A 22,093-nucleotide genomic window follows, 5' to 3' on the forward strand; every position below is an offset into this window, starting at 1 on the left:
CGGCACCGCCACCATGATCACCCCCGTCGCCGTCGTCCCGCCGTCAAGCCCAACCGTCCGCGTCCGCGCATCATTCCCCCGAGCTCGTGAAGGGTCGCGACCGGCCACCCCGCCCCCGACCCCTCGCCACCGCGGCCGAGCACACCGAGCACACCGAGGCCCGACAACCGGTCCCGGTCCCGGGGCGCGATCGATGCCCGGGGCGCCGGCCGGCGACTCCATACGCCCGCCGCATCAGGGGTCACCGGGGCGCGCACCCTCTCCACCACGCCACACTGCGGTCTATGGACATCATCGTCAGGAACGCGCGGGACGAGGAGCTGGACGAGGTCGGGGAGCTCACCGTGGAGGTCTACCTCGGAGACGGACTGCTGCATCGCGGGGCCGACAGCCCCTATCTGGCCGAGCTGCGCGACGCCCGGCACCGGGCCCGCCACTGCGACGTGCTGGTGGCCGCCGACGCGGCCGGCGGCCCGCTCCTCGGCGCGGTCGCCTTCGTGGGTGAGGGAGGGGCGTACGCGAACCTGGCGCGCCCCGGCGAGGCGGAGTTCCGCATGCTGGCCGTGCGGTCCGCCGCGCGCCGCCGGGGCGCCGCGGAGGCGCTGGTGCGCGCCTGTCTGCGGCGCGCCCGCGAGCTGCGGCGGGAGCGTGTCGTGATGTCCAGTCAGACCGACATGACGGCCGCCCACCGGCTCTACGAGCGACTCGGCTTCGTTCGCACACCCGAGCGGGACTGGTCCGTAGTGCCCGGTCTCACACTGATCACCTTCGCTCTGGAGCTCTCGCCGGAGGGATGAGGGCACGGCGGCGCGGTAGCGTGGAGGGGCAGGGGCGCGGCAGGCTCGCCGCGCCCCCTCTGCATGCCGTGTGCCGACCCCGCGGATGCCCCGTGCCACCGGCGGAACAGCGCGCCCCGGGCCTTGTGCGCCGCGCGCCGGACCCGCCCCCGGCGCGTACGCCAGCGCGCTGCCACACCCACCGGGAGTAGCACGACAGTGCGAAACGCGTAACCACGGGACACAACATGTGGGGGCGCATGCGAAGGTCAACACAAGATGTATGCTCATCCTCGCTGTCGTCGCAGGGGAATCCGGTGCGAATCCGGAACTGTCCCGCAACGGTGTACGTGTGCCTTTTTGCGTACATGTGAGTCCGACGACCTGCCGACAGCCTCGAAGACGTCCGGGCCTCGTGGGTTGGGCAGGTGGACGCTGCGCGGTGTGCCTTCCGTTCGGTTCGGCATGCCCGCACGCGGCCATCGCGCACCACCCCTCCGCAGGCCCCCAGCCGAGCGAGGGAGAGCATCCCGTGACCATCGCGCCCGCCGATCCGGTCTCAGAGGCAGCGGACCCGAAGGCCGTAGCCGACGCACCGGGCACCGCCCTGCTGCGCACTCTGACGGACCTCACCGCGGACCTGCCCGCCACCGACCCCGGCAAGGTCGCGGCCGCCGCCCTGCGCGGCCGCCACGCCGGTTCCGACGAAGCGGAGCTGCGCACCCTCGCCATCGAGGCGGCCGCCGGCCTGATCGCCGAGGAGCCCGAGTACTCCAGGCTCGCCGCGCGCCTGCTGACCATCGCCATCGCGGAGGAGGCGGCCGGGCAGGGTGCGGTCTCCTTCTCCGCCTCCGTCGAGGTCGGGCACCGCGAGGGCCTGATCGCCGACACCACCGTCGCGTTCGTCCGCGCCCACGCCGCGCGGCTGGACGCGCTGGTGGAGAAGACCGTCGCCGACGGCGCCGACGACCGCTTCGGCTACTTCGGCCTGCGCACCCTGCACAGCCGCTACCTTTTGCGCCACCCGATCACCCGTCAGGTGGTCGAGACCCCGCAGCACTTCCTGCTGCGTGTGGCCTGCGGTCTGGCCGAGGACCTCTCCGAGCGGGCGCTGGAGGACGTCTGCGAGCTGTACGGCCTCACCAGCTCGCTCTCCTACCTGCCCAGCTCCCCCACGCTCTTCAACTCCGGCACCCGCCACCCGCAGATGTCCTCCTGCTATCTGCTGGACTCCCCGCTGGACGAGCTGGACTCGATCTACGACCGCTACCACCAGGTGGCGCGGCTGTCGAAGCACGCCGGCGGCATCGGCCTGTCCTACTCCCGGATCCGGGCCCGCGGTTCGCTGATCCGCGGCACCAACGGCCACTCCAACGGCATCGTGCCGTTCCTGCGCACCCTCGACGCCTCCGTCGCCGCCGTCAACCAGGGCGGCCGGCGCAAGGGCGCGGCCTGCGTCTACCTGGAGTCCTGGCACGCGGACATCGAGGAGTTCCTGGAGCTGCGGGACAACACCGGTGAGGAGGCCCGCCGCACCCACAACCTCAACATCGCGCACTGGATCCCGGACGAGTTCATGCGCCGCGTCGAGACCGACGCCGAGTGGTCGCTGTTCTCCCCGGCCGACGTGCCGGAGCTGGTGGACCTGTGGGGCGAGGAGTTCGACGCCGCCTACCGCAAGGCCGAGGCCGAGGGCAAGGCCGTCAAGACCATCGCCGCGCGCGTGCTGTACGCCCGGATGATGCGCACCCTGGCGCAGACCGGCAACGGCTGGATGACGTTCAAGGACGCCGCCAACCGCACCGCCAACCAGACCGCCGAGCCCGGCAAGGTCATCCACTCCTCCAACCTCTGCACGGAGATCCTGGAGGTCACCAACGACGGCGAGACCGCCGTCTGCAACCTCGGCTCGGTCAACCTCTCCGCGCACCTCGGCGCCGACGGGCAGATGGACTGGGAGCGACTGGACGCCACCGTCCGCACCGCCGTCACCTTCCTCGACCGCGTCGTGGACATCAACTTCTACCCGACCGAGCAGGCCGGGGCGTCCAACAGCCGCTGGCGGCCGGTGGGTCTGGGCCTGATGGGCCTTCAGGACGTGTTCTTCAAGCTGCGGCTGCCGTTCGACTCGGCCGAGGCCAAGGAGCTCTCCACCAGGATCTCCGAGCGCATCATGCTGGCCGCCTACGAGGCCTCCTGCGACCTCGCCGAGCGGCACGGCCCGCACCCGGCCTGGGAGGAGACCCGCACCGCCCGCGGCGTGCTGCACCCGGACCACTACGCCGCCGCGCGGCGGACCTGGCCGGAGCGCTGGGAGGCGCTGCGCACCCGGATGGCACAGACCGGTATGCGCAACTCGCTGCTGCTGGCGATCGCCCCGACCGCCACCATCGCCTCCATCGCGGGCGTGTACGAGTGCATCGAGCCGCAGGTCTCCAACCTGTTCAAGCGCGAGACGCTCAGCGGCGAGTTCCTCCAGGTGAACTCCTACCTGATCGACGACCTGAAGAAGCTCGGCGTCTGGGACGCGCAGACCCGTGAGGCGCTGCGCGAGTCCAACGGCTCGGTCCAGGACTTCAACTGGGTGCCGCAGGACATCCGGGACCTGTACCGCACCGCGTGGGAGATCCCGCAGCGCGCGCTGATCGACATGGCCGCGGCCCGCACGCCGTTCCTCGACCAGAGCCAGTCGCTCAACCTCTTCATGGCCTCGCCCACCATCGGCAAGCTCAGCTCGATGTACGCGTACGCCTGGAAGCAGGGCATCAAGACCACGTACTACCTGCGCTCGCGTCCGGCCACCCGGATCGCCCAGTCGGCGCGCGCGTCCTCCCCCATCCCCGTCCAGCAGGCGGCCCCCGACGCCGAGGCGATCGCCTGCTCCCTGGAAAACCCCGAGTCCTGCGAGGCCTGCCAGTGAACGCCCAGCCGTCCGACGACCGTCCCAAGAACCTGCTGGACCCGGGGTTCGAGCTGACGCTGCGGCCGATGCGGTACCCGGCGTTCTACGAGCACTACCGCAACGCGATCAAGAACACCTGGACGGTGGAGGAGGTCGACCTCCACTCCGACGTGGCCGACCTCGCCAAGCTCTCCCCGGGTGAGCAGCACCTGATCGGCCGTCTGGTGGCGTTCTTCGCCACCGGCGACTCGATCGTGGCCAACAACCTGGTGCTGACGCTCTACAAGCACATCAACTCCCCCGAGGGCCGGCTGTACCTGTCGCGGCAGCTCTTCGAGGAGGCCGTGCACGTCCAGTTCTATCTGACGCTGCTGGACACCTACCTGCCCGACCCGGACGACCGCGTGGCGGCGTTCGCCGCGGTCGAGAACATCCCCTCGATCCGCGAGAAGGCGCAGTTCTGCTTCAAGTGGATCAACGAGGTCGAGAAGCTGGACCGGCTGGAGACCAAGGAGGACCGGCGCCGGTTCCTCCTCAACCTGATCTGCTTCGCGGCGTGCATCGAGGGCCTGTTCTTCTACGGCGCCTTCGCGTACGTCTACTGGTTCCGCTCGCGCGGCCTGCTGCACGGCCTGGCGACCGGCACCAACTGGGTGTTCCGGGACGAGTCCATGCACATGGACTTCGCCTTCCAGGTCGTGGACACGGTCCGCGAGGAGGAGCCGGACCTCTTCGACGACGACATGGGCAAGCAGGTCACCGCGATGCTGGAGGAGGCCGTCGAGGCCGAGCTGCAGTTCGCCCGTGACCTGTGCGGCGACGGCCTGCCGGGCATGAACACCGACTCGATGCGCGAGTACCTCCAGTGCGTCGCCGACCAGCGGCTGGCCCGCCTCGGACTGCCGGTGCGCTACGGCTCGGAGAACCCGTTCGCCTTCATGGAGCTGCAGAACGTCCAGGAGCTGACCAACTTCTTCGAGCGGCGCGCCTCGGCGTACCAGGTCGCGGTCGAGGGCTCGGTCTCCTTCGACGACGACTTCTAGGAAGTCCCCGGCGGGCGTCCACCACGCGGGACGCCCGCCGGAACCCGCCTCCACGAGACGACGGAAGGGGGGCCGCCCACCGGCGGCCCCCCTTCCGTATGCCTGCTGTCGTCGACGCGCTCAGTCGTTGGGCACGGTCTCGTAGCGCGGCGTGCCCTCGGCCATCTGCCGCAGCACGTCCTTGCGGTCGCGCTTGGAGAGCCGGTCGATGTACAGCCGCCCGTAGAGGTGGTCGGTCTCGTGCTGGAGGCAGCGCGCGAAGTAGCCGGTGCCCTGGACCGCGATCGGCTTGCCCTGGGCGTCCTGGCCGCGGACGACCGCGTAGTCGGGGCGGGCCAGCGGCGCGTAGGCGGTCGGCACCGAGAGGCAGCCCTCGTTGGAGTCGTCCAGCAGCCGGCGCTCTGCCGGCACCTCCTCCAGCACCGGGTTGCAGACCACGCCGACGTGCCGGACGCCCTCGTCGTCCATGCAGTCGTAGACGAACACCTTCAGGTCGACACCGATCTGGTTGGCGGCCAGACCCACGCCCTCGGCGGCCCGCTGACTGGCGAACATGTCGTCGACCAGCGCGGCGAGCGCGTCGTCGAACTCGGTGACGTCCTTGCACTCCCGGTGGAGCACCGGGTTGCCGACGACGGTGATCGGGCGGGCGGTGCCACGCTCGCGGTGCGCCCGCTCACGCTCCTCCGTGTCCACCGTGTCGTCGATGAACTCGTCGCCGACCTGCTGATCCGTGTCCTGCTGTGCCATGGTCCGCCGCGCGCCTTCCTGAAACCGTCAAACGTCCGCCATACAGGGTACGTGTCGCGGAGCGCGGCGGGGGCTGGCCTCAGCAGACCTCTTCCAGGTCCCGCCATTCGCGCGTGTCGGGGCTGTCCGCCACCCACCCGTCCAGCAGACCGCGCACCAGCCCCGCGGGGGCGGCGATGCCGCACTCCCGCTCCGGCGCCCACAGCGAGCCCGAGCCGGCGGTGCGGTGTCCCAGCGGCCCGGGGTGGCCCGGTTCGCTGTGGTCGTGCGGGTCCAGGTGCTCGCCGTCGCCCTCGTCGCTGGGCATCCGGCTCTCGGAGCAGGAACGACACAGCAGACGGACGGAGGACGACCAGTCCTCGGCGGCGAAGCCGGCGTCCGCGGCCAGCCGCTCCAGCGCGTCCCGGTCGGCCTCGGTGGCCGCCTCCAGCAGCACCACCCAGGTCGGCACCGGCGAGGGCGCCCACAGCTCGATCTCGTCGAAGACCGGATAGGCCCGGGTGGAGCCGTCGGCGCCGGTGATGGTGCGCTCGCCGTGCGGCACGCCGTCGTGCAGCACCACCTCGCCCCAGCGGCGCCCGGAGGACGGCAGCGGGATGGACAGCACCTCGATCCGGGCCGGGTCCAGCCGACGGCCCCAGACCACCTCGGCCTCGCCCTCCGGCGACAGCCGCACCGCGGCGCTCCCCAACTCCATGCCGAGCGGCTCGCCGGCCGCCAGGCCCGCGGCCTCACCCGGCACCTTCAGCCCGTACGCCTGCCAGGCGCGGCGGGCCAGCGGCCAGTCCTGCAGCGCGGTGGCGGCGATGCCCACGTTCCACCAGTCCGGTGCGCCGGTGGCGCGATCCAGCAGGGCGACGGCGCGCAGCCCCGCGGCGCGGGCCTGCTCCCAGTCGTGCCGGAACTTGTGCAGCAGCGCGAGGTTGAACCACGACTCCGACAGCCACGGCTCCATGTCGGCGGCGCGGGTCAGCAACGCACCCGCGTCCTCATACCGGCCGTCGCCGATGAGGGTGAACGCGCGGTCCGTGGCCTGGCGCCACGACGCGGAGGGCCGGTGCCGTACCTTGCCGAAGATCTTCACGATTCCCGCCTGCCGGTTTCTCCGTAGTCCCGCATCAGATGCCTTAGCGGACGGCTTCGCCCTCCCCTGACGACAACCTGCCACACATTCGCGGACATCTCAGCCCGGCCCCCTAAGATTCGGTGGTCGGGGCCCGGCCCCTACCACGCCTACCTCCTTGCCGCAGGTGAGCGGCCGACACCCCTCATTCGCATCCAACCATGCCCTTTCGGGGACCCGCTCATTACCCACGGGTTCGACTCGGCGCGCGGGTCGTGCGCGGTCACCCGTCCGGGCAACTTCCCGCTCCCCCCGCATAGTCACTTGCCCGGCCCGCCCCGCGCCAGAACCCTGGCCAGAGCCGCCACCACCGCCGGGTCGAAATCACGCGCGGTGCCCAGCCGAAGCCGTTCCAGGGCGCGCAGCGCGGCCCCCGGCTCGCCGCCCGGGCGGCCGGCGGGCGCGGCGTCACAGGTCAGCTCGGCATAGGCGTTGGCCACCCGAACGATGCGGGCGGTGAGCGGCTGTTCGCGGTACGGCTCGGCCTGTCGCTCGACGATCATCGCCACCTGCGCGGGCACACCCGTCTGTCGTACGACGGCGCCGCCCAGCAGGGCGATGCGCTGCTGCTCGGCGGCGGGAAGCTGCTCGGTGGCCCCGGCCGGCACCGGGTCCACCAGCGACAACTGTCCGATGTCGTGCATCAGGGCCGCGTACTCCACCATCGTCAGCTCCTCGCCCGGAAGGCCCAGCTCCCGGCCGACGGCTCGGCTGAGCCCGGCCACCCGGCGGGCGTGGCCCGCGGGGGTGTAGCCGGCGATCTCGGTGGCGCGGGCGAGGGAGGCGATGGTCTGGCGGTAGGTGGCCCGCACGTCGGCGTAGCGCCGGAAGGAGTACTGGGTGAGCAGCAGCGGCAGGGAGAAGACCGGCAGCGCCCACAGCCCGGCCACGCGCACCGCCAGCACCATCACCACCGCCGTGGCGCAGATCGCCGACCCCGCCCTGGGGAGTGCTCGCAGCTCGTCGCGGAGCAGCGGCCCGTACCGCCAGCCCGCGCGGGCGCGCGCCAGCGCGGCGGCCAGGACCGCGTCGCACAGCGCGGCGAGCGCCAGCAGCAGGAGCAGGCAGAGGAGGTGCAGCAGGTGGTGGAGCGGAGGGAGATGGGGGAGGTGGGGGGAGTCGCCCCGGGGGGTCGGCCCGGCGGCCAATCGGAGGGCGAGGTCGAGCGGTTGGCAGCAGGTGGCGGCGAAGGCGACGGTCAGTACCCGGCGGGCCAGGTGGTCCAGCCCCGCCGAGTGGCCCCGGGCGAGTCTCGGCACGAGGGCCACCAGCCCGGCCGCGACCACCACGGCCACCGCCTGGAGCACTCCGTGCGGCTGCGGCAGCGGGGCTGGCGGGCGATCCGGCACCGGCGGCGCGAGGGGCGCGCTCAGCAGCGCGTAGGCGAGCGCCGCGGCGGCCGCCACGGGGGCGGGCTCGCGGACGACGGTCCACGGATCGCGCGGCATCGTTTCTCCGCCGGTCCGGCCCCGGCCCCCGCCCCCGCCGCTCCCGGCGGCGTCAGCCCACCGGAACGCCTCCCCTGCCGCGATCATCGCCGCGAAGGCCAGCGCCATCCCCGGCTGGGCCACGCCCTCCCACCGCACCCAGCCCAGGCCGGCCGCCGCGAGCACCCCGGCGGCCCCGTAGACGAGGGCGACCGTCAGCCTGCCGGGGGCCCGCCGCGCCCGAGCGGCCCACCGGGGGACGCGGTCCGGGCGGGCGTCGCCTCCGGCGTCGACGGTGCCGGCCCCGACGTCGGCGCCTTCCGCCCGGCGAGCGTCCTCCGCGCCGGCGGCGCGGTCCGCGCGGGACGCGCCCTTCCTCAGCGCCCACCGCGCGGGGCGGCACACCGAGCCGAAGGCCGGCGGGGTGCGTCCGGGCATGGCGGTGGTCCCGCCGGCCGGCGTCGGAAGGCCCTGGGGGCGGCCGGCGGGGGGCGTGGGTTCGGGGGGTTCGCTCATCCGCGGCCTCCCGAGGGCGGGGCGCCGAGCCGGCGGTCGGGGACGTCCGCGGGGAGGGGTGGTCGATGTGGCGGGACGTTTCCGCGGGGCGGGGAGCCCCCTGCGGTACGCGCCGTCCCGGGCGCGCACGCGGCCCGTTGCTCGGGCCCGCGGTCACCGGCGTACGACGGCGCCTCGGGGCCGTACGCCGGCGCCTCGCCCCCGCGAGGGGCGTCGGCGGTGACGGCGACGTGCCAGCCGTGCCGGTCCAGTGCCCTGGCCAGGGCGCGGACCATCCGGGGGTCGAACTGGGTGCCGGCGCAGCGGTGGAGCTCCTCGACGGCCTTCGACACGGGCCGGGCCCGGCTGTACGAGCGGTTGGAGGTCATCGCGTCGAAGGCGTCCGCGACGGCCACCACCCGGGCGCACTCGGGGATGTCCCCCCCGGCGAGACCGTAGGGGTAGCCGCTGCCGTCCAGCCGCTCATGGTGGTGGAGGATGGCCGCGCGGGCCTCCTCCAGGAAGCCGATGCCGCGCACCATCTCGTGGCCGTACTCGGGGTGCAGCTCGATGACACGGCGCTCGTCGGGGGTGAGCGGGCCCTCCTTCCGGAGCAGCCGGGTGGGGACGCCGAGCTTGCCGACGTCGTGCAGGATGCCGGCGATCCGCAGCACCTCCAGCCGGTCGCCGGTCATGCCGAGCTCGCGGGCGATCATCACGGACGCCCGGCCCACGCGTTCGCTGTGCCCGCGCGTGTAGCCGTCCTTGATGTCGACGGCCTGGACGAGCGCCCTGATGGTCGCCTGGTGGGCGGTGCGCTCGCGGTGGTAGAGCACGAAGACGGAGGCGGAGACGCCCATCGGGAGCAGCACCAGCAGCGCGGCGGCCGGCCCGTACGCGCTGCGCCACAGCACCGCCATGGTCAGCCCGGCCAGTCCGTGGACCAGGTGCGGGCCCAGGGAGCGCGGCAGGGCGCCGCACCAGGCCGCGCGTGGCGCGTGGCGCTCGGCGGCGACCAGCACCCCGCCCTCCAGGCCGACACGGACCAGGCAGAAGACCACGGCGGCCGCGGTGGCGGGCGCCAGCGCGTACGGGAGGTCGGTCCGGGCCAGGGCCGCCGGCCCTCCGGTGAGCCCGAAGGCGTACGCGGCGGCGGCGGAGGCGAGGGCCAGATGGGCGGCGCGCCAGATCCGCCGCACCGCCGCGGGCCGGCGCTCCACCCGGCCCAGCAGCCCGCCTCCGACGGCTACCAGCGCGGCGGCCGGCGGCGGCAGCAGCATGGCCGCGGCGAGCAGCACCGGGCCGCCCCACTCCGCCTGCGGGCCGACGCGGGTCGCGGCGTAGAGCAGGGCGAGCAGGACGAGGGTGACCCAGGGGGTGCCCGCACCGGGTCGGGTGGCGAGGGCCGCGCACCCCACCAGGGTGAGTGCGGCACCGAGGATGTACGCGCGTGCCCCCAACGGAAGTGTCCGCATGGTGCCGCTCTCCTCCCCATCGGCTCAGGATCGGGAGAATATGTGCGCTCCGAGGGGGAGGGCAGGAGCATCGGGGGATTAGGCCGCACGCGCCGAGCTAATGCACCCATGAGGGTGAAATCGGGGGGCGTCCGGAGTGTCCGGGTGGCGTCCGGAGTGTCCCGTAGGGCGGGAATCATCCGGCATACGCCGACGGGCTCGTTCCTCGCGGACGGGCACGGGATCGTCCATCCCGGCGCCGGGATCGGCGGCTCCGGCCGCCGGGGGCGTCGCCCCGACGGCTCAGTCCTGCGCCGCCGTCGGGCGCTCCGCCTCGGCGGGCGCCACGTCCGGCACCGCGCCCGAGATGTCCATCTCGGGCGCCAACTGTCCGGACCTGATCAGCTCGATGCGCCCCATGACCTTCGACCGCAGGTCGGTGGGGACGTCGTCCTGCCCGCAGCAGCGCTTGACCAGCTTCTTCACGGCCTGCTCCAGGCCGTACTTCTCCAGGCAGGGCGAGCACTCGTGGAAATGCACCTCGAACTTGGCGCAGTCGCCGTCGGGCATCTCGTGGTCCAGGAACTCGTAGAGGTGGTCGAGAACCTCGGAGCACTCCATCTCGTGCGGCTCTTCGCAGCTCATGAGTCCGAGCCTTTCCGATTGTGCGCGTCGTCAGCCGCGGCGCCGGCGCCCGCCGGAACCAGCCCGCGCCCACGGGCATAGTCCTCCAGCAGACCGCGCAGTTGGCGGCGCCCACGGTGCAGACGAGACATCACCGTACCGATGGGTGTACCCATGATGTCCGCGATCTCCTTGTACGCAAACCCCTCCACGTCCGCGAGGTAGACCGCGATGCGGAACTCCTCCGGGATCGCCTGCAGGGCTTCCTTCACATCGGAGTCGGGAAGGTGGTCCAGCGCCTGCGACTCGGCCGAGCGCAGACCGGTGGACATATGGGACTCGGCGCGCGCAAGCTGCCAGTCCTCGATCTCCTCGGCGGCGCTGCGCTGCGGCTCGCGCTGCTTCTTGCGGTACGAGTTGATGAAGGTGTTGGTCAGGATGCGGTACAGCCACGCCTTGAGGTTCGTGCCGTCACGGAACTGGTGGAAGGACGCGTACGCCTTGGCGTACGTCTCCTGGACGAGGTCCTCGGCGTCGGCCGGATTGCGCGTCATGCGCAGCGCGGCGGAGTACATCTGGTCGAGGAACGTGAGGGCGTCCCGCTCGAAGCGCGCGTTGCGCTCCGCGGCCGTCTCGGCGCCGGTGGCGCCGAACGCCCCGGTGCCCTCGGGGCGCGCACCGTCGAACCCCGCGCCCGTGCCGTCGGTCCCTGCGTCGGTCCCAGTGACCTGACCCACCTCCTCCAACACCCCGGCGGGGCCGGATGTGGACCCGCTTGAATCGGAGAATAGACGACGATCCGGTCCGCTCGCCGCTTCAATCTTGGCGGCGTGAACCGCCTGCAGCTGCGACCAGTCGAGGTCAGCGGCCTGCGGGCGGGCCGGGCAAGCAAGCGAACCCATGCGGGGAACTCCCTCTCCTCGACGTTCCGATGTCGAGAAGAACACTCGTCACCCTCATCTCATTCCCGACCCCGGCCTGTCATCACCCCAGGGTCTCTTCGAGCCACTCGGCGACCGCCTCCGTGATCACCGCGAGCGCCTCCTCCTGGGAGATCCCGGCCGTCTTCGGCACCGCGAAGCCGTGGTCGCCGTGGTCCACCGGCACCAGGCGCAGCGGCGGGTCCGCCGACTCCCCGGACGGCGGGAACTCCTCCGGGCGACCGAACGGGTCCCGCGAGCCCTGCACCACCAGCGTCGGCACCCCGGCCGCCAGCAGCTCCTCCACCCGCGACCGCTCCGGCTTGCCCGGCGGGTGCAGCGGGAAGGCCAGCGCCAGCACCGCGGCCGCCCCCAGCTCCCGCCCGGTGCGACAGGCAACCCGGGCCCCCGCGCTGCGCCCGCCCGCGACGACCGGCAGCCCCGGTGCGGTCAGCGCCGGCCAGAGGGCGGTCCACGCCACGTCGAGCGTCTTGGGTGCCGGCGCGACCTTCTTTCCGGCCACCCGCCACGGCTGCTCCACCAGGGCGACGGTGACGCCCCTGCCCGGCAGGGCGGCGGCCAGCGCGCGCAGGTCGCGCGCCTCGATCCCCCCGCCGGCGCCGTGGCCGAGGGCGAGCACGGCGCGCGCCCGTGGCGCGCGATGCCAGGTGACGCGTGCCTCGCCGGCGGGCGTCGGCACGGTCTCGGTGACGGTCCCCACGGTGCTGGTGCTGGTGCTGGTCTTCGCTGCGGTCACGCTCTCATCCTGCCGCGAGGCCGGCCGGAGCCGAAGCAGGCGGCGGCGGGCACCCGGGGGTGCGCCGTCCGCCCGCGGGAGTCGGGGTCCGCCGCGCGGTGCGCCGCACGAGTCGGTCCGCCGCACGGGAGGCGCGGGGTGCACCGCGCGGGAGGCCGGACCCGCCGCACGGGAGGCGCGGGGGCCGCCGCGCCTCCCGAGGCGCGGGGTGCGCCGCCCTGGGCCTCAGAAGAGGGTGCCCTCTTCCGGCGCCTCCAGTTCCTTCAGCAGCTCCGGGCCGTTGTTGCGCACATCGCTGACGCCGGTGGAGACCGGATAGGCCCGCAGCAGCCCGGCCGGCGGCGCGACCAGCAGCTCCCGGAGGCCGTCGGGGTCGGTATGGGTCGGGTCGAGCCAGGCGCCCCAACGGTCCGACGGAAGGATCAGCGGCATCCGCGGGTGGATCTCGGCCAGCGAGCGCGGGCCCGGCTCGGACTCCGGCCGGTCGGCGGCGCCCGCGAAGGGCTCCTTGTCCGCCTCGGTGGTTATCACCGTGCACGTCACCCACCAGGCGCGCGGGTGGTCGTCGGGGAGCGTGCGGTCCCGCCAGAACTCGTAGAGCCCGGCCAGCGCCATCACCGAGCCGTCGGAGGGGGTGACGAAGTAGGGCTGCTTGCGGGGGCGCTTGCGCCTGCCCTGCTCCTCCAGCTGCCGCTCGGCGGCCGCGGTAACCCACTCGTAGTAGCCGTCGGCGGGCAGCAGGCAGCGCCGGGAGAGAAAGGGACGGCGGAAGGACGCCTTCTCGTGCACCGTCTCCGCCCTGGCGTTGATCATCTTCACGCCGACGTCCGGCGACTTCGCCCAGGAGGGCACGAGGCCCCAGGTCAGCGAGCGCAGCTGGCGAACCGGACGCCGGTCCTCGGCGTCTTTAAGGGGGCGTTCGAGCACCGCGTACACGTTCTTCGTCGGAGCGACGTTCCAGTCCGGATCCAGCGTCTCCGTCGGCTCCCACTTCTCCACCCCGAAGAGCCCGACGAGATCCTCCGGGCTCCGGCTCGCTGCGTATCGACCGCACATAGGTGCCACACTGCCACGACGCCCGCACCGCGTGGCACCGAACCCGTCACCCGAGGAGCCGCCGACCCATGACCCCGATGGCCACCACCAGCGCAGCCGACCTGTGGGACCGCGTCGTCGGCACCCAGCCCGCCCCCTCGACGCTGCTGGTCCTGGCCACCGGCTCGATAGCCCTGGCCGTCGTCGTCTTCCGCACCACCTGGTTGATCGCCCGTAACGCCGTGACCATCGCGCACGAGGGCGGCCACGGGTTGGTGGCGCTGCTGACCGGCCGCACGCTCCAGGGCATACGGCTGCACTCGGACACCTCGGGGCTGACCGTGTCGCGCGGGAAGCCGACCGGACTGGGCATGATCCTCACGGCCGCGGCCGGCTATGTCGCCCCCTCCCTGCTCGGCCTCGCCGGCGCCTGGCTGCTCGCCTCGGGCCACATCACCGCACTGCTGTGGGGCGCCACGGCGCTGCTCGCCGCCATGCTGGTGATGATCCGCAACGCCTACGGCATGCTGACCGTGGTGCTGGCCGGGGCCGCCTTCTTCCTGGTGTCCTGGCTGACCGGGCCCGAGGTGCAGGCCGCCTTCGCCTACGCCGTGGTGTGGTTCCTGCTGCTGGGCGGCGTCCGCCCGCCCTTCGAGCTCCAGCGCAAGCGCCGGTACGGGGAGGCGGCGGACTCCGATCCGGACCAGCTGGCCCGGTTGACCCACGTGCCCGCCGTCGTGTGGCTGCTGTTCTTCCACATCGTCACGCTCAGCTCGCTGATCGGCGGCGGCAGCTGGCTGCTGGGACGGTGACCGGGGCGCCCGAAGAGGGGCCTGGGGCCCGCCATCCCGCCGAGCGCTCCCCCTACCTCCCCTATCAGCGCTGTGTTTCGACAGGGTTTCGCCGCTTTTGATCAGGATTCCCACCCGCGACGAACCACTAAAGTGAAGGCCATGACCGGCACTGAGACTTCCCCGGGCGTCCATCCCGCCCTCTGGCCCGCACCGCTGGCACACGGAGCGGTCGACGCGACCGTGACCGTGCCCGGCTCCAAGTCGGTCACCAACCGCGCCCTGGTGTTGGCCGCGCTGGCCGCCGAGCCCGGCTGGCTGCGCCGCCCCCTCCGCTCCCGCGACACCCTGCTGATGGCCGAGGCGCTGCGCGCCATGGGCGTCGGCATCGAGGAGGGCGTGGGCCCCGACGGCACCGGCGAGGCGTGGCGGGTCATCCCCGCCGGGCTGCACGGCCCGGCCACCGTCAACGTCGGCAACGCCGGCACCGTGATGCGCTTCCTGCCGCCCGTCGCCGCGCTGGCCGACGGCCCGATCCACTTCGACGGCGACCCGCGCTCCCACGAGCGCCCGCTGCACGGCGTGATCGACGCGCTGCGCGCCCTGGGCACCCGGATCGACGACGACGGGCGCGGCTCGCTGCCGATGACCGTGCACGGCGCCGGCGCCCTGGACGGCGGCCCGGTCAGCATCGACGCCTCCTCCTCGTCCCAGTTCGTCAGCGCGCTGCTGCTGTCGGCGCCCCGCTTCAACCAGGGCGTCGAGGTCCGCCATGTGGGTGCGGCCCTCCCGTCGCTGCCGCACATCCGGATGACCGTGGACATGCTGCGCCTGGCGGGCGCCCGCGTGGACACCCCGGAGTCGGGCGGCGAGCCCGACGTCTGGCGGGTCGCGCCCAGCGCGCTGCTGGGCCGGGACCTGACCGTGGAGCCCGACCTGTCCAACGCCGCGCCGTTCCTGGCCGCCGCGCTGGTCACCGGCGGCCGGGTGACCATCCCGGACTGGCCGGAGCACACCACCCAGCCGGGCGACGCACTGCGCCAGATCTTCACCGACATGGGCGGCTCCTGTGAGCTGACCGAGGCGGGGCTGACCTTCACCGGCACCGGCCGGATCGCCGGCATCGACGCCGATCTGCACGAGGTGGGCGAGCTGACCCCGGTGATCGCCGCGGTCGCGGCGTTGGCCGACTCCGAGTCCGTGCTGCGCGGCATCGCTCATCTGCGGCTGCACGAGACCGACCGGCTCGCGGCCCTGGCCAAGGAGATCAACGAGCTGGGCGGCGACGTCACCGAGACGGAGGACGGGCTGCACATCCGCCCGCGCCCGCTGCACGGCGGCACCTTCCACACCTACGAGGACCACCGGCTGGCCACCGCCGCCGCGGTCATCGGTCTGACCGTCGACGGCGTCCTGGTCGAGGACGTCGCCACCACCGCCAAGACGCTGCCGGACTTCCCCGGGCTGTGGACCGGGATGCTGGGAGCCGCCGGCGAGCCCGGGGCCACCGCGGCCGCCCCGAGAGCCTGAGGGCAGCCCGATGCGCCGGTACGGCAAGCACACCGACGAGGACGACGTCCGGGTCCGCCCCAACCGCAAGGGCAACCGACCCCGGACGAACATCCGTCCCAAGCACGAGGACGCGGCCGACGGCTTCGTGCTGACGATCGACCGCGGCCGGCTCACCGTGCTCGTCGAGGACCGCACGATCACCGCCATGAAGGCCCGTGAGCTGGGGCGCAAGGCGGTGGTGGTCGGGGACCAGGTCTCGGTCGTCGGCGACCTCTCCGGCGCCAAGGACACCCTCGCCCGGATCGTGCGGGTGCAGGACCGCAGCTCCGTGCTGCGCCGCACGGCCGACGACGACGACCCGTACGAGCGGGTGGTGGTCGCCAACGCCGACCAGCTGGCGATCGTCACCGCGCTGGCCGACCCCGAGCCGCGGCCGCGGCTGATCGACCGGTGTCTGGTCGCCGCCTACGACGGGGGTCTGGAACCGCTGCTGGTGCTCACCAAGGCCGACCTGGCGTCGGCCGAGCCGCTGCTGGAGACCTACGAGCCGCTGGGCGTGCCGTACGTGGTCACCAGCCGCGAGGAGCTGGCCGACGGAGAGGCCGCCGAGCGGGTCCGGGAGCGGCTGAAGGGCCGGGTCACCGCCTTCGTCGGCCACTCCGGAGTCGGGAAGACGACGCTGGTCAACGCGTTGGTGCCGGAGCGCAAGCGGGCCACCGGGCGGGTGAACGCGGTGACCGGTCGCGGCCGCCACACCACCACGTCGGCGCTGGCGCTGCCGCTGCCCGGCGGCTCGGGCTGGGTGATCGACACCCCGGGCGTGCGCTCCTTCGGGCTGAACCACATCGACCCGTCCCGCGTCATCCACGCCTTCCCGGACCTGGAGCCGGGCACCGAGGACTGCCCGCGCGCCTGCAGCCACGACGAGAAGGACTGCGCGCTGGACCAGTGGGTGACCGACGGGCACGCCGACCCGGCCCGGCTCTACTCGCTGCGCCGGCTGCTCGCCACCCGGGAGCGCCGCGAGGGCGACTGATCAGCCGCCGCCCGCGCGGAGCGCCGTTCGACCACGGGGTCGACGCCGGACCGCGCGGGAGGCCGATCGGGCACGTTTGCGAGGGGCCCACCGAGGTAAATGCATAAGCGCACCAGGCGGGGCAGATCAGGGCGCCTCACCGAGGCGGCGCGGGAGGCGAACCGATGGCGTGGTTGCTGGTCGTGGTCGCCGGTCTGCTGGAGACGGGCTTCGCCGTCTGTCTCAAGCTCTCGCACGGCTTCACCCGAATCTGGCCGACGGTCGCCTTCTGCGTCTTCGCGCTCGGCAGCTTCGGACTGCTGACGCTGGCCCTGAAGAAGCTCGACGTCGGCCCCGCGTACGCGGTGTGGACGGGCATCGGCGCCGCCGGCACCGCGATCTACGGCATGGCCTTCCTCGGCGACCTGGTCTCCACCCTCAAGATCGTCTCGATCACGCTGGTGATCGTCGGCGTCATCGGGCTCCAGCTCGCGGGCTCGGCCCACTGACCGGCGGCAGCACCCCGCGCACCAGGTCCGCCACCGTCTCCGCCCCGGTGGGGGCGACGACGCAGCTCAGCGCCAGCCGGGTGGCGGCCTCGCAGGCCCGCCCCAGCTCGTCCGCGCTCTCCTCGGGCCAGTCGCCCTCCAGCAGCGTCACCGCGCGGTCGCGCACCTGACCGAGCAGCTCCACCGGCGACGGCAGCGCCTCGGCCATGCCGTGGCGCTGCGCCGGAAGCGGGCCCGGCCGGGCCGGGGACGGCAGCCGGTCGCTCCAGCAGCCGGTGAGTGCGGCCCGCACCAGCGGGTTCTCGTGGGCCGCGCGGACCGTCCACAGGGCCGCCGCGGCCAACCGCTCCCCCGGGTCCGCACCGCCCGCGCCGGCGCCGGACAGCGCCCGCTCGACGCCGGACAGATAGGCGTCGGCCTCGCGCCGCACCAGGGCGCGGGCGAGCCCCTCCTTGCTGCCGAACTCGTTGTAGAGGGTCTGCCGGGAGACCCCGGCGGCCGCGGCGACATCGACCATCCGCACCACCCCCCATGGGCGTCCGGCGAGCGCGGTGAAGGCCGCGTCGAGTAAGGATTCACGCGCTGTAGGCATCGTCGCCTCCCAGGCCATCCGCCCCCTTCGGCGTTCGTGCGCACAGAATTGACGCACCACCAGACGGTGTCAATAGCTCCCGCGCGCGACGAGCCGATCGCACCGGGGCGGGACCAGGTGGCCGCCGAGGGCCCCGGTCGATACTGTTCGGCCATGCCCGACTACCACGATGACCTGCGCCTTGCGCATGTGCTGGCCGACTCCGCCGACGCCGTGACCATGGAGCGGTTCAAGGCGCTCGACCTCAAGGTAGAGACCAAGCCGGATATGACTCCTGTGAGTGAAGCCGATCGGGCGGCCGAGGAGCTGATCCGCACCCAGCTGCAGCGGGCCCGGCCGCGCGACGCGGTGCTCGGCGAGGAGTTCGGCAGCGAGGGGTCCGGGCCGCGCCGGTGGGTGATCGACCCGATCGACGGCACCAAGAACTACGTGCGCGGCGTCCCGGTGTGGGCCACGCTGATCGCCCTGATGGAGCGCGGCGAGGACGGCGACCGGCCGGTCGTCGGCGTGGTGTCGGCACCGGCTCTGGGGCGCCGCTGGTGGGCGGCGAAGGGGCTCGGCGCGTACACCGGGCGCAGCCTGTCCGCCGCGACCCGGCTGCGGGTGTCCCAGGTGGGCACCCTGGCCGACGCCTCGTTCGCCTACTCCTCACTCAGCGGCTGGGAGGAGCGGGGGAAGCTCGACGGCTTCCTGGACCTGACCCGGGCGTGCTGGCGAACGCGCGGCTACGGCGACTTCTGGTCGTACATGATGGTCGCCGAGGGCTCGGTGGACATCTGCGCCGAGCCGGAGCTGTCGCTGTGGGACATGGCGGCCAACGTGATCGTCGTGGAGGAGGCCGGCGGCCGCTTCACCGGACTCGACGGGGTGCCGGGGCCACACGGCGGGGACGCGGCGGCCTCCAACGGACTGCTGCACGAGGAGCTGCTGAGCCACCTCGGCTGACGCCCGGGGCCGCGCCCCGAAAGACGCACCGCGCGGGCGCCGTTCACCGAAAGCGCGCCCCCGCACGCCCCCTTGTCGCGCCCACCCGCCCATGTGAACATGAGACTCCATCGCTTGTGAACTTGTGAATCCCTTCACGGGCAACCTGTTGCCGGGTGTGCGCCGAAGGGTTCGCCAAGGAGGTGGCTCCATCCATGCCCATGCTCGTCCGTGACGCCATGAGCTCGGTGGTCCTCACCATCGGCCCCGCCCACACACTCCGCCAGGCCGCGCGGCTGATGTCCGCGCGCCGGGTCGGCGCGGCCGTCGTCCTCGATCCCGACACCAGCGGGCTCGGCATACTCACCGAGCGCGACATACTCAACTCCCTGGGCGCCGGCCAGGACCCCGACCGGGAGACCGCCCACGCCCACACCACGACCGACGTCGTCTTCGCCGCCCCCGAGTGGACCCTCGACGAGGCGGCCGGCGCGATGACCCACGGCGGCTTCCGCCATCTGATCGTGCTCGACGAGCGCGAGCCGGTCGGGGTCGTCTCGGTCCGCGACATCATCCACTGCTGGACCCCGGACCGAGGGCCCGCCGCCGCGCTGGCGGGGCGGGCGTAGCACGTCCGGAGAGGCCGGAGCCCACAGGCGTCCGGCCTCTCCGGCTCATACGGTAAGCCGCCGTCAGCCGCGCAGGGCCTGGACCGCGGTCTCCAGCCGCTTACCGTAGTCCGCGTCCGCCTGGCGGAAGTTCTCGATCGCCCGCTGGACGATGTCGTCGCGCGAGACCTGCGCAATGAACCCGGCGAGGTTGGCGATCAGGCGCTCCTTCTCGTCTTCCGACATCAGGCGGTAGAGGTTGCCCGCCTGGACGAAGTCGTCGTCCTCGGCGTGCGAGGGGGCCACGTGGTCCCCGGTGTGACCGGTCACCGCGATCGGCTGCCACAGCGGCCGGTCGATCTGGGTCGGGCCGCCGAAGCTGTTCGGCTCGTAGTTCTTCCGGCCGCCGTGCCGACCGTCGTACAGGAAGCCGTCCCGGCTGTGGGTGCGCGCCTCCGTGGCGTGCGGGCGGTTCACCGGCAGGTGGTCGGCGTTGATGCCGACGCGGTAGCGGTGGGCGTCGCCGTAGGCGAAGAGACGGCCCTGGAGCATCTTGTCCGGGGACGGGCCGATGCCCGGCACGAAGTGCGCCGGCGAGAAGATCGACTGCTCGACCTCGGCGAAGATGTTCTGCGGGTTGCGGTTGAGCTCCAGCTTGCCGATCTCGATCGGCGGGTAGTCCTCGTGCGGCCACACCTTGGTGAGGTCGAACGGGTTGAAGCGGTAGGTCGCCGCCTCGTCCGCCGGCATGATCTGCACCTGCACGGTCCAGGTCGGGAACTCGCCGCGCTCGATGGCCGTGCGCAGGTCGCGCTGGTGACTGTCCGGGTCCTGACCCGCCAGCACGGCCGCGTCCTCAGCCGTCAGGTTCCTGATGCCCTGGTCGGTCTTGAAGTGGTACTTGACCCAGAAGACCTCGCCGTCGGCGTTGTTCCACTGGTAGGTATGCGAGCTGTAGCCGTTCATGTGGCGGTACGAGGCGGGGATGCCCCGGTCGCCGAAGAGCCAGGTCACCTGGTGGGTCGACTCGGGCGACAGGCTCCAGAAGTCCCAGACGTTGTCCGCCTCCTGCGAGCCCGTGTACGGGTCGCGCTTCTGGGTGTGGATGAAGTCGGGGAACTTGATGGCGTCCTTCACGAAGAACACCGGGGTGTTGTTGCCGACGAGGTCGTAGTTGCCCTCCTCGGTGTAGAACTTCAGCGCGAAGCCGCGCGGGTCGCGCACCGCGTCCGCCGAACCGAGGTTGCCCGCCACCGTCGAGAAGCGCAGGAAGGTCTCGGTCTGCTTGCCGACCTCGGACAGGAACGCGGCGCGGGTGTACCGCGTCACGTCGGCGGTCACGGTGAAGGTGCCGTACGCGCCGGCGCCCCGCGCGTGCACGACCCGCTCGGGGATGCGCTCGCGGTTGAAGTGCGCCAGCTTCTCCAGCAGGTGCTGGTCCTGGAGCAGCACCGGGCCGCCGACGCCCGCGGACTCGCTGTTCTGGTTGTCGGCGACCGGAGCCCCGGCCTCCGTGGTGAGCGGTCCGGTGATCTCGCCCTGAGCGGTCACGTGAGCCTCCTGCGTCTCGTCCTGTCCCTTGGCCTGCGCCGAGGTCGATCCTACATTGGACATTGTCTAAGTCAAGAAGATCTGGAAAGTCATACGGGATCCGGCCATGGACGAGCCACTGGTACCCTGGCCTTATCTGACTGATGGGTGAATGGCATGAGTGACCTGCTGGAACGACTCCGAGGACGCGGCTGGAGGCTGACCGCACAGCGACGGGTCGTCGCCGAGGTCCTCGACGGGGACCACGTGCACTACACCGCCGACGAAGTCCACGCCCGCGCGGCCGAGCGGCTGCCCGAGATCTCGCGCGCGACCGTCTACAACACGCTGGGCGAGCTGGTGTCGCTCGGCGAGGTTCTCGAGGTCAGCACGGACGGCCGCGCCAAGCGGTACGACCCGAACGCCCACCACGCCCACCAGCACCTGATCTGCTCGCGCTGCGGCACGATCCGCGACGTCCACCCGGCCGGCGACCCACTCGCCGACCTGCCCACGGAGGAACGATTCGGCTTCGCGGTCTCCGCGGTCGAGGTCACCTACCGCGGCCTCTGCCCCGACTGCTCCTGAGCCCGTCCTCCGGCCACGCGCGGCCGGAGGTCGACGGCCCGCGCGGGGGCCGTCCGCCCTGCGCGGGGTGACACCACGGAACGCGACCGCTTCTCCGCGGGGCGCAGGCGTCTCCGCGGGCGGGACGTGTCCTCCGCGAGCGACACGCGTCTCCGCGGGGCGCGAAACGGCGAAGGGCCCGGATCCTGAGGATCCGGGCCCTTCGCCTTCAGTAGCGGGGACAGGATTTGAACCTGCGACCTCTGGGTTATGAGCCCAGCGAGCTACCGAGCTGCTCCACCCCGCGTCGGTGAACCAACCTTAACCCGCTTCACGAGAGCAGAGCAAATCGCTTCCACCACCCCATGGGGCGCACGGGGATCGGAACGCCGGGGATAGGGCGGCCGACGCCGGCGTGCGCCACCGCGCTCGGGGCGCGGAGGGCGCACGGACCAGTCGGCTCGGGCGCCCTCCGGCAGCCGCCGCACCGCCGGGTGAGCGCGGTGCGGCGCGGCGGCGGGTGGCCGCGCGGCGCCCCAGGGGGCCGGGTACGCACGCCATCAGTGATGGCCATCGCGCGGCCGGAAGGCGTTCCTCAGTGGGCGGGCCGGAACGGGGCGCTGCCAAGGCGGCCGTACCCGCATGACAGCGGTGCGGCCGCCCCCTCCGGCCCCGGACTCGTATCGGCGCCGCGCGGACGGCGGACACCGCCGCGCCCGGCCGCGCGGGGCGGAGTACC

The 22,093-nt window shown here is 72.9% G+C and carries 20 protein-coding genes, 1 tRNA gene and 1 riboswitch; of the genes, 10 read left to right on the top strand and 11 right to left on the bottom strand.

Translation table 11 applies throughout. The features are described from left to right. Positions 1 to 284: 284 nt before the first annotated feature. From LRS74_RS10855 to LRS74_RS10865, 3 genes are all read left to right on the top strand, one after another. Positions 285 to 797 (top strand): GNAT family N-acetyltransferase, encoded by a 513-nt coding sequence (locus tag LRS74_RS10855; RefSeq protein WP_277740819.1) that lies wholly within the window; start codon positions 285 to 287, stop codon positions 795 to 797. Positions 798 to 1,042: 245 nt separating this feature from the next. Next, a riboswitch (cobalamin riboswitch) is annotated at positions 1,043 to 1,183 on the top strand. Positions 1,184 to 1,308: 125 nt separating this feature from the next. Beyond that, positions 1,309 to 3,696, top strand: coding sequence for a ribonucleoside-diphosphate reductase subunit alpha (locus tag LRS74_RS10860; protein ID WP_277740820.1), 2,388 nt, complete (start codon positions 1,309 to 1,311; stop codon positions 3,694 to 3,696). 68 nt (positions 3,697 to 3,764) lie between these two features. Continuing rightward, entirely contained in the window at positions 3,765 to 4,721 is a 957-nt protein-coding gene (locus LRS74_RS10865; protein ID WP_277744696.1) for a ribonucleotide-diphosphate reductase subunit beta, read from the top strand. Positions 4,722 to 4,841: 120 nt separating this feature from the next. Here LRS74_RS10865 and def read toward each other — a convergent pair whose 3' ends face one another. The 8 genes from def to LRS74_RS10905 form a co-directional block, all read right to left on the bottom strand. Beyond that, complete coding sequence (gene def / locus LRS74_RS10870; protein ID WP_277740821.1) at positions 4,842 to 5,471, bottom strand: peptide deformylase; 630 nt, start codon at positions 5,469 to 5,471, stop codon at positions 4,842 to 4,844. Between the two features lie 79 nt (positions 5,472 to 5,550). After that, a complete protein-coding gene (locus LRS74_RS10875) occupies positions 5,551 to 6,555 on the bottom strand; it encodes a hypothetical protein (RefSeq protein WP_144381429.1) in 1,005 nt (334 codons plus the stop codon). Positions 6,556 to 6,854: 299 nt separating this feature from the next. Beyond that, the gene (locus LRS74_RS10880) at positions 6,855 to 8,537 is read right to left on the bottom strand and encodes an HD domain-containing phosphohydrolase (RefSeq protein WP_277740822.1); all 1,683 of its coding nucleotides are present in this window, start codon (positions 8,535 to 8,537) and stop codon (positions 6,855 to 6,857) included. After that, positions 8,534 to 9,991: an HD-GYP domain-containing protein gene (locus LRS74_RS10885; RefSeq protein ID WP_277740823.1), complete on the bottom strand. Its 1,458-nt coding sequence runs from the start codon at positions 9,989 to 9,991 to the stop codon at positions 8,534 to 8,536. The genes LRS74_RS10880 and LRS74_RS10885 overlap by 4 nt, the downstream gene beginning before the upstream one ends. Before the next feature lie 282 nt (positions 9,992 to 10,273). Then, complete coding sequence (gene rsrA / locus LRS74_RS10890; protein ID WP_277740824.1) at positions 10,274 to 10,615, bottom strand: mycothiol system anti-sigma-R factor; 342 nt, start codon at positions 10,613 to 10,615, stop codon at positions 10,274 to 10,276. Beyond that, positions 10,612 to 11,331: a sigma-70 family RNA polymerase sigma factor gene (locus LRS74_RS10895; RefSeq protein WP_277740825.1), complete on the bottom strand. Its 720-nt coding sequence runs from the start codon at positions 11,329 to 11,331 to the stop codon at positions 10,612 to 10,614. The genes rsrA and LRS74_RS10895 overlap by 4 nt, the downstream gene beginning before the upstream one ends. A gap of 247 nt (positions 11,332 to 11,578) precedes the next feature. Continuing rightward, positions 11,579 to 12,271, bottom strand: a complete 693-nt coding sequence (locus tag LRS74_RS10900) for an alpha/beta family hydrolase (RefSeq protein ID WP_277740826.1) — start codon at positions 12,269 to 12,271, stop codon at positions 11,579 to 11,581. A gap of 225 nt (positions 12,272 to 12,496) precedes the next feature. Beyond that, positions 12,497 to 13,327 (bottom strand): SOS response-associated peptidase, encoded by an 831-nt coding sequence (locus LRS74_RS10905; protein WP_277740827.1) that lies wholly within the window; start codon positions 13,325 to 13,327, stop codon positions 12,497 to 12,499. 77 nt (positions 13,328 to 13,404) lie between these two features. Here LRS74_RS10905 and LRS74_RS10910 point away from each other — a divergent pair, with 77 nt between their 5' ends. The 4 genes from LRS74_RS10910 to LRS74_RS10925 all read left to right on the top strand — a co-directional run bounded on the left by LRS74_RS10910 (position 13,405) and on the right by LRS74_RS10925 (position 17,133). Continuing rightward, positions 13,405 to 14,118: a M50 family metallopeptidase gene (locus LRS74_RS10910; protein ID WP_277744697.1), complete on the top strand. Its 714-nt coding sequence runs from the start codon at positions 13,405 to 13,407 to the stop codon at positions 14,116 to 14,118. Positions 14,119 to 14,259: 141 nt separating this feature from the next. Beyond that, a complete protein-coding gene (gene aroA, locus LRS74_RS10915) occupies positions 14,260 to 15,627 on the top strand; it encodes a 3-phosphoshikimate 1-carboxyvinyltransferase (protein ID WP_277740828.1) in 1,368 nt (455 codons plus the stop codon). A gap of 10 nt (positions 15,628 to 15,637) precedes the next feature. Then, positions 15,638 to 16,645, top strand: coding sequence for a ribosome small subunit-dependent GTPase A (rsgA, locus tag LRS74_RS10920; RefSeq protein ID WP_277740829.1), 1,008 nt, complete (start codon positions 15,638 to 15,640; stop codon positions 16,643 to 16,645). 164 nt (positions 16,646 to 16,809) lie between these two features. Further along, a complete protein-coding gene (locus LRS74_RS10925) occupies positions 16,810 to 17,133 on the top strand; it encodes a multidrug efflux SMR transporter (protein ID WP_277740830.1) in 324 nt (107 codons plus the stop codon). On the opposite strand, the gene LRS74_RS10930 is transcribed toward LRS74_RS10925, so the two are convergent. Beyond that, the gene (locus LRS74_RS10930) at positions 17,099 to 17,725 is read right to left on the bottom strand and encodes a TetR family transcriptional regulator (protein ID WP_277740831.1); all 627 of its coding nucleotides are present in this window, start codon (positions 17,723 to 17,725) and stop codon (positions 17,099 to 17,101) included. The two genes, LRS74_RS10925 and LRS74_RS10930, sit on opposite strands and share 35 nt — an antisense overlap. 153 nt (positions 17,726 to 17,878) lie before the next feature. Here LRS74_RS10930 and hisN point away from each other — a divergent pair, with 153 nt between their 5' ends. Both hisN and LRS74_RS10940 read left to right on the top strand, forming a co-directional pair. Beyond that, on the top strand, positions 17,879 to 18,670 hold the full coding sequence (gene hisN, locus LRS74_RS10935) for a histidinol-phosphatase (protein ID WP_277740832.1): 792 nt from the start codon (positions 17,879 to 17,881) through the stop codon (positions 18,668 to 18,670). 200 nt (positions 18,671 to 18,870) lie between these two features. Beyond that, positions 18,871 to 19,278: a CBS domain-containing protein gene (locus LRS74_RS10940; RefSeq protein WP_144381882.1), complete on the top strand. Its 408-nt coding sequence runs from the start codon at positions 18,871 to 18,873 to the stop codon at positions 19,276 to 19,278. A 63-nt stretch (positions 19,279 to 19,341) separates the two neighbouring features. Here the strand turns inward: LRS74_RS10940 and LRS74_RS10945 are convergent, their stop codons facing one another. Beyond that, positions 19,342 to 20,871: a catalase gene (locus LRS74_RS10945; RefSeq protein WP_277740833.1), complete on the bottom strand. Its 1,530-nt coding sequence runs from the start codon at positions 20,869 to 20,871 to the stop codon at positions 19,342 to 19,344. Between the two features lie 93 nt (positions 20,872 to 20,964). Here LRS74_RS10945 and LRS74_RS10950 point away from each other — a divergent pair, with 93 nt between their 5' ends. Beyond that, positions 20,965 to 21,375, top strand: a complete 411-nt coding sequence (locus LRS74_RS10950) for a Fur family transcriptional regulator (RefSeq protein WP_144381417.1) — start codon at positions 20,965 to 20,967, stop codon at positions 21,373 to 21,375. A 212-nt stretch (positions 21,376 to 21,587) separates the two neighbouring features. Here the strand turns inward: LRS74_RS10950 and LRS74_RS10955 are convergent. Then, positions 21,588 to 21,661, bottom strand: a tRNA-Met gene (locus tag LRS74_RS10955). Positions 21,662 to 22,093: the final 432 nt, after the last annotated feature.

Source organism: Streptomyces sp. LX-29, from assembly GCF_029541745.1.
GTDB lineage: Bacteria > Actinomycetota > Actinomycetes > Streptomycetales > Streptomycetaceae > Streptomyces.

What these genes read in the sequence shown, in the direction of transcription:
- LRS74_RS10905 (WP_277740827.1), bottom strand. Translation starts at nt 13,327, where the DNA reads ATGTGCGGTCGATACGCAGCGAGCCGGAGCCCGGAGGATCTCGTCGGG.
- LRS74_RS10950 (WP_144381417.1), top strand. Translation starts at nt 20,965, where the DNA reads ATGAGTGACCTGCTGGAACGACTCCGAGGACGCGGCTGGAGGCTGACC.
- LRS74_RS10925 (WP_277740830.1), top strand. Translation starts at nt 16,810, where the DNA reads ATGGCGTGGTTGCTGGTCGTGGTCGCCGGTCTGCTGGAGACGGGCTTC.
- aroA (WP_277740828.1), top strand. Translation starts at nt 14,260, where the DNA reads ATGACCGGCACTGAGACTTCCCCGGGCGTCCATCCCGCCCTCTGGCCC.
- rsgA (WP_277740829.1), top strand. Translation starts at nt 15,638, where the DNA reads ATGCGCCGGTACGGCAAGCACACCGACGAGGACGACGTCCGGGTCCGC.
- LRS74_RS10945 (WP_277740833.1), bottom strand. Translation starts at nt 20,871, where the DNA reads ATGTCCAATGTAGGATCGACCTCGGCGCAGGCCAAGGGACAGGACGAG.
- LRS74_RS10930 (WP_277740831.1), bottom strand. Translation starts at nt 17,725, where the DNA reads ATGCCTACAGCGCGTGAATCCTTACTCGACGCGGCCTTCACCGCGCTC.
- LRS74_RS10885 (WP_277740823.1), bottom strand. Translation starts at nt 9,991, where the DNA reads ATGCGGACACTTCCGTTGGGGGCACGCGCGTACATCCTCGGTGCCGCA.
- LRS74_RS10865 (WP_277744696.1), top strand. Translation starts at nt 3,765, where the DNA reads ATGCGGTACCCGGCGTTCTACGAGCACTACCGCAACGCGATCAAGAAC.
- hisN (WP_277740832.1), top strand. Translation starts at nt 17,879, where the DNA reads ATGCCCGACTACCACGATGACCTGCGCCTTGCGCATGTGCTGGCCGAC.
- rsrA (WP_277740824.1), bottom strand. Translation starts at nt 10,615, where the DNA reads ATGAGCTGCGAAGAGCCGCACGAGATGGAGTGCTCCGAGGTTCTCGAC.
- LRS74_RS10940 (WP_144381882.1), top strand. Translation starts at nt 18,871, where the DNA reads ATGCTCGTCCGTGACGCCATGAGCTCGGTGGTCCTCACCATCGGCCCC.
- LRS74_RS10855 (WP_277740819.1), top strand. Translation starts at nt 285, where the DNA reads ATGGACATCATCGTCAGGAACGCGCGGGACGAGGAGCTGGACGAGGTC.
- LRS74_RS10910 (WP_277744697.1), top strand. Translation starts at nt 13,405, where the DNA reads ATGGCCACCACCAGCGCAGCCGACCTGTGGGACCGCGTCGTCGGCACC.
- LRS74_RS10880 (WP_277740822.1), bottom strand. Translation starts at nt 8,537, where the DNA reads ATGAGCGAACCCCCCGAACCCACGCCCCCCGCCGGCCGCCCCCAGGGC.
- def (WP_277740821.1), bottom strand. Translation starts at nt 5,471, where the DNA reads ATGGCACAGCAGGACACGGATCAGCAGGTCGGCGACGAGTTCATCGAC.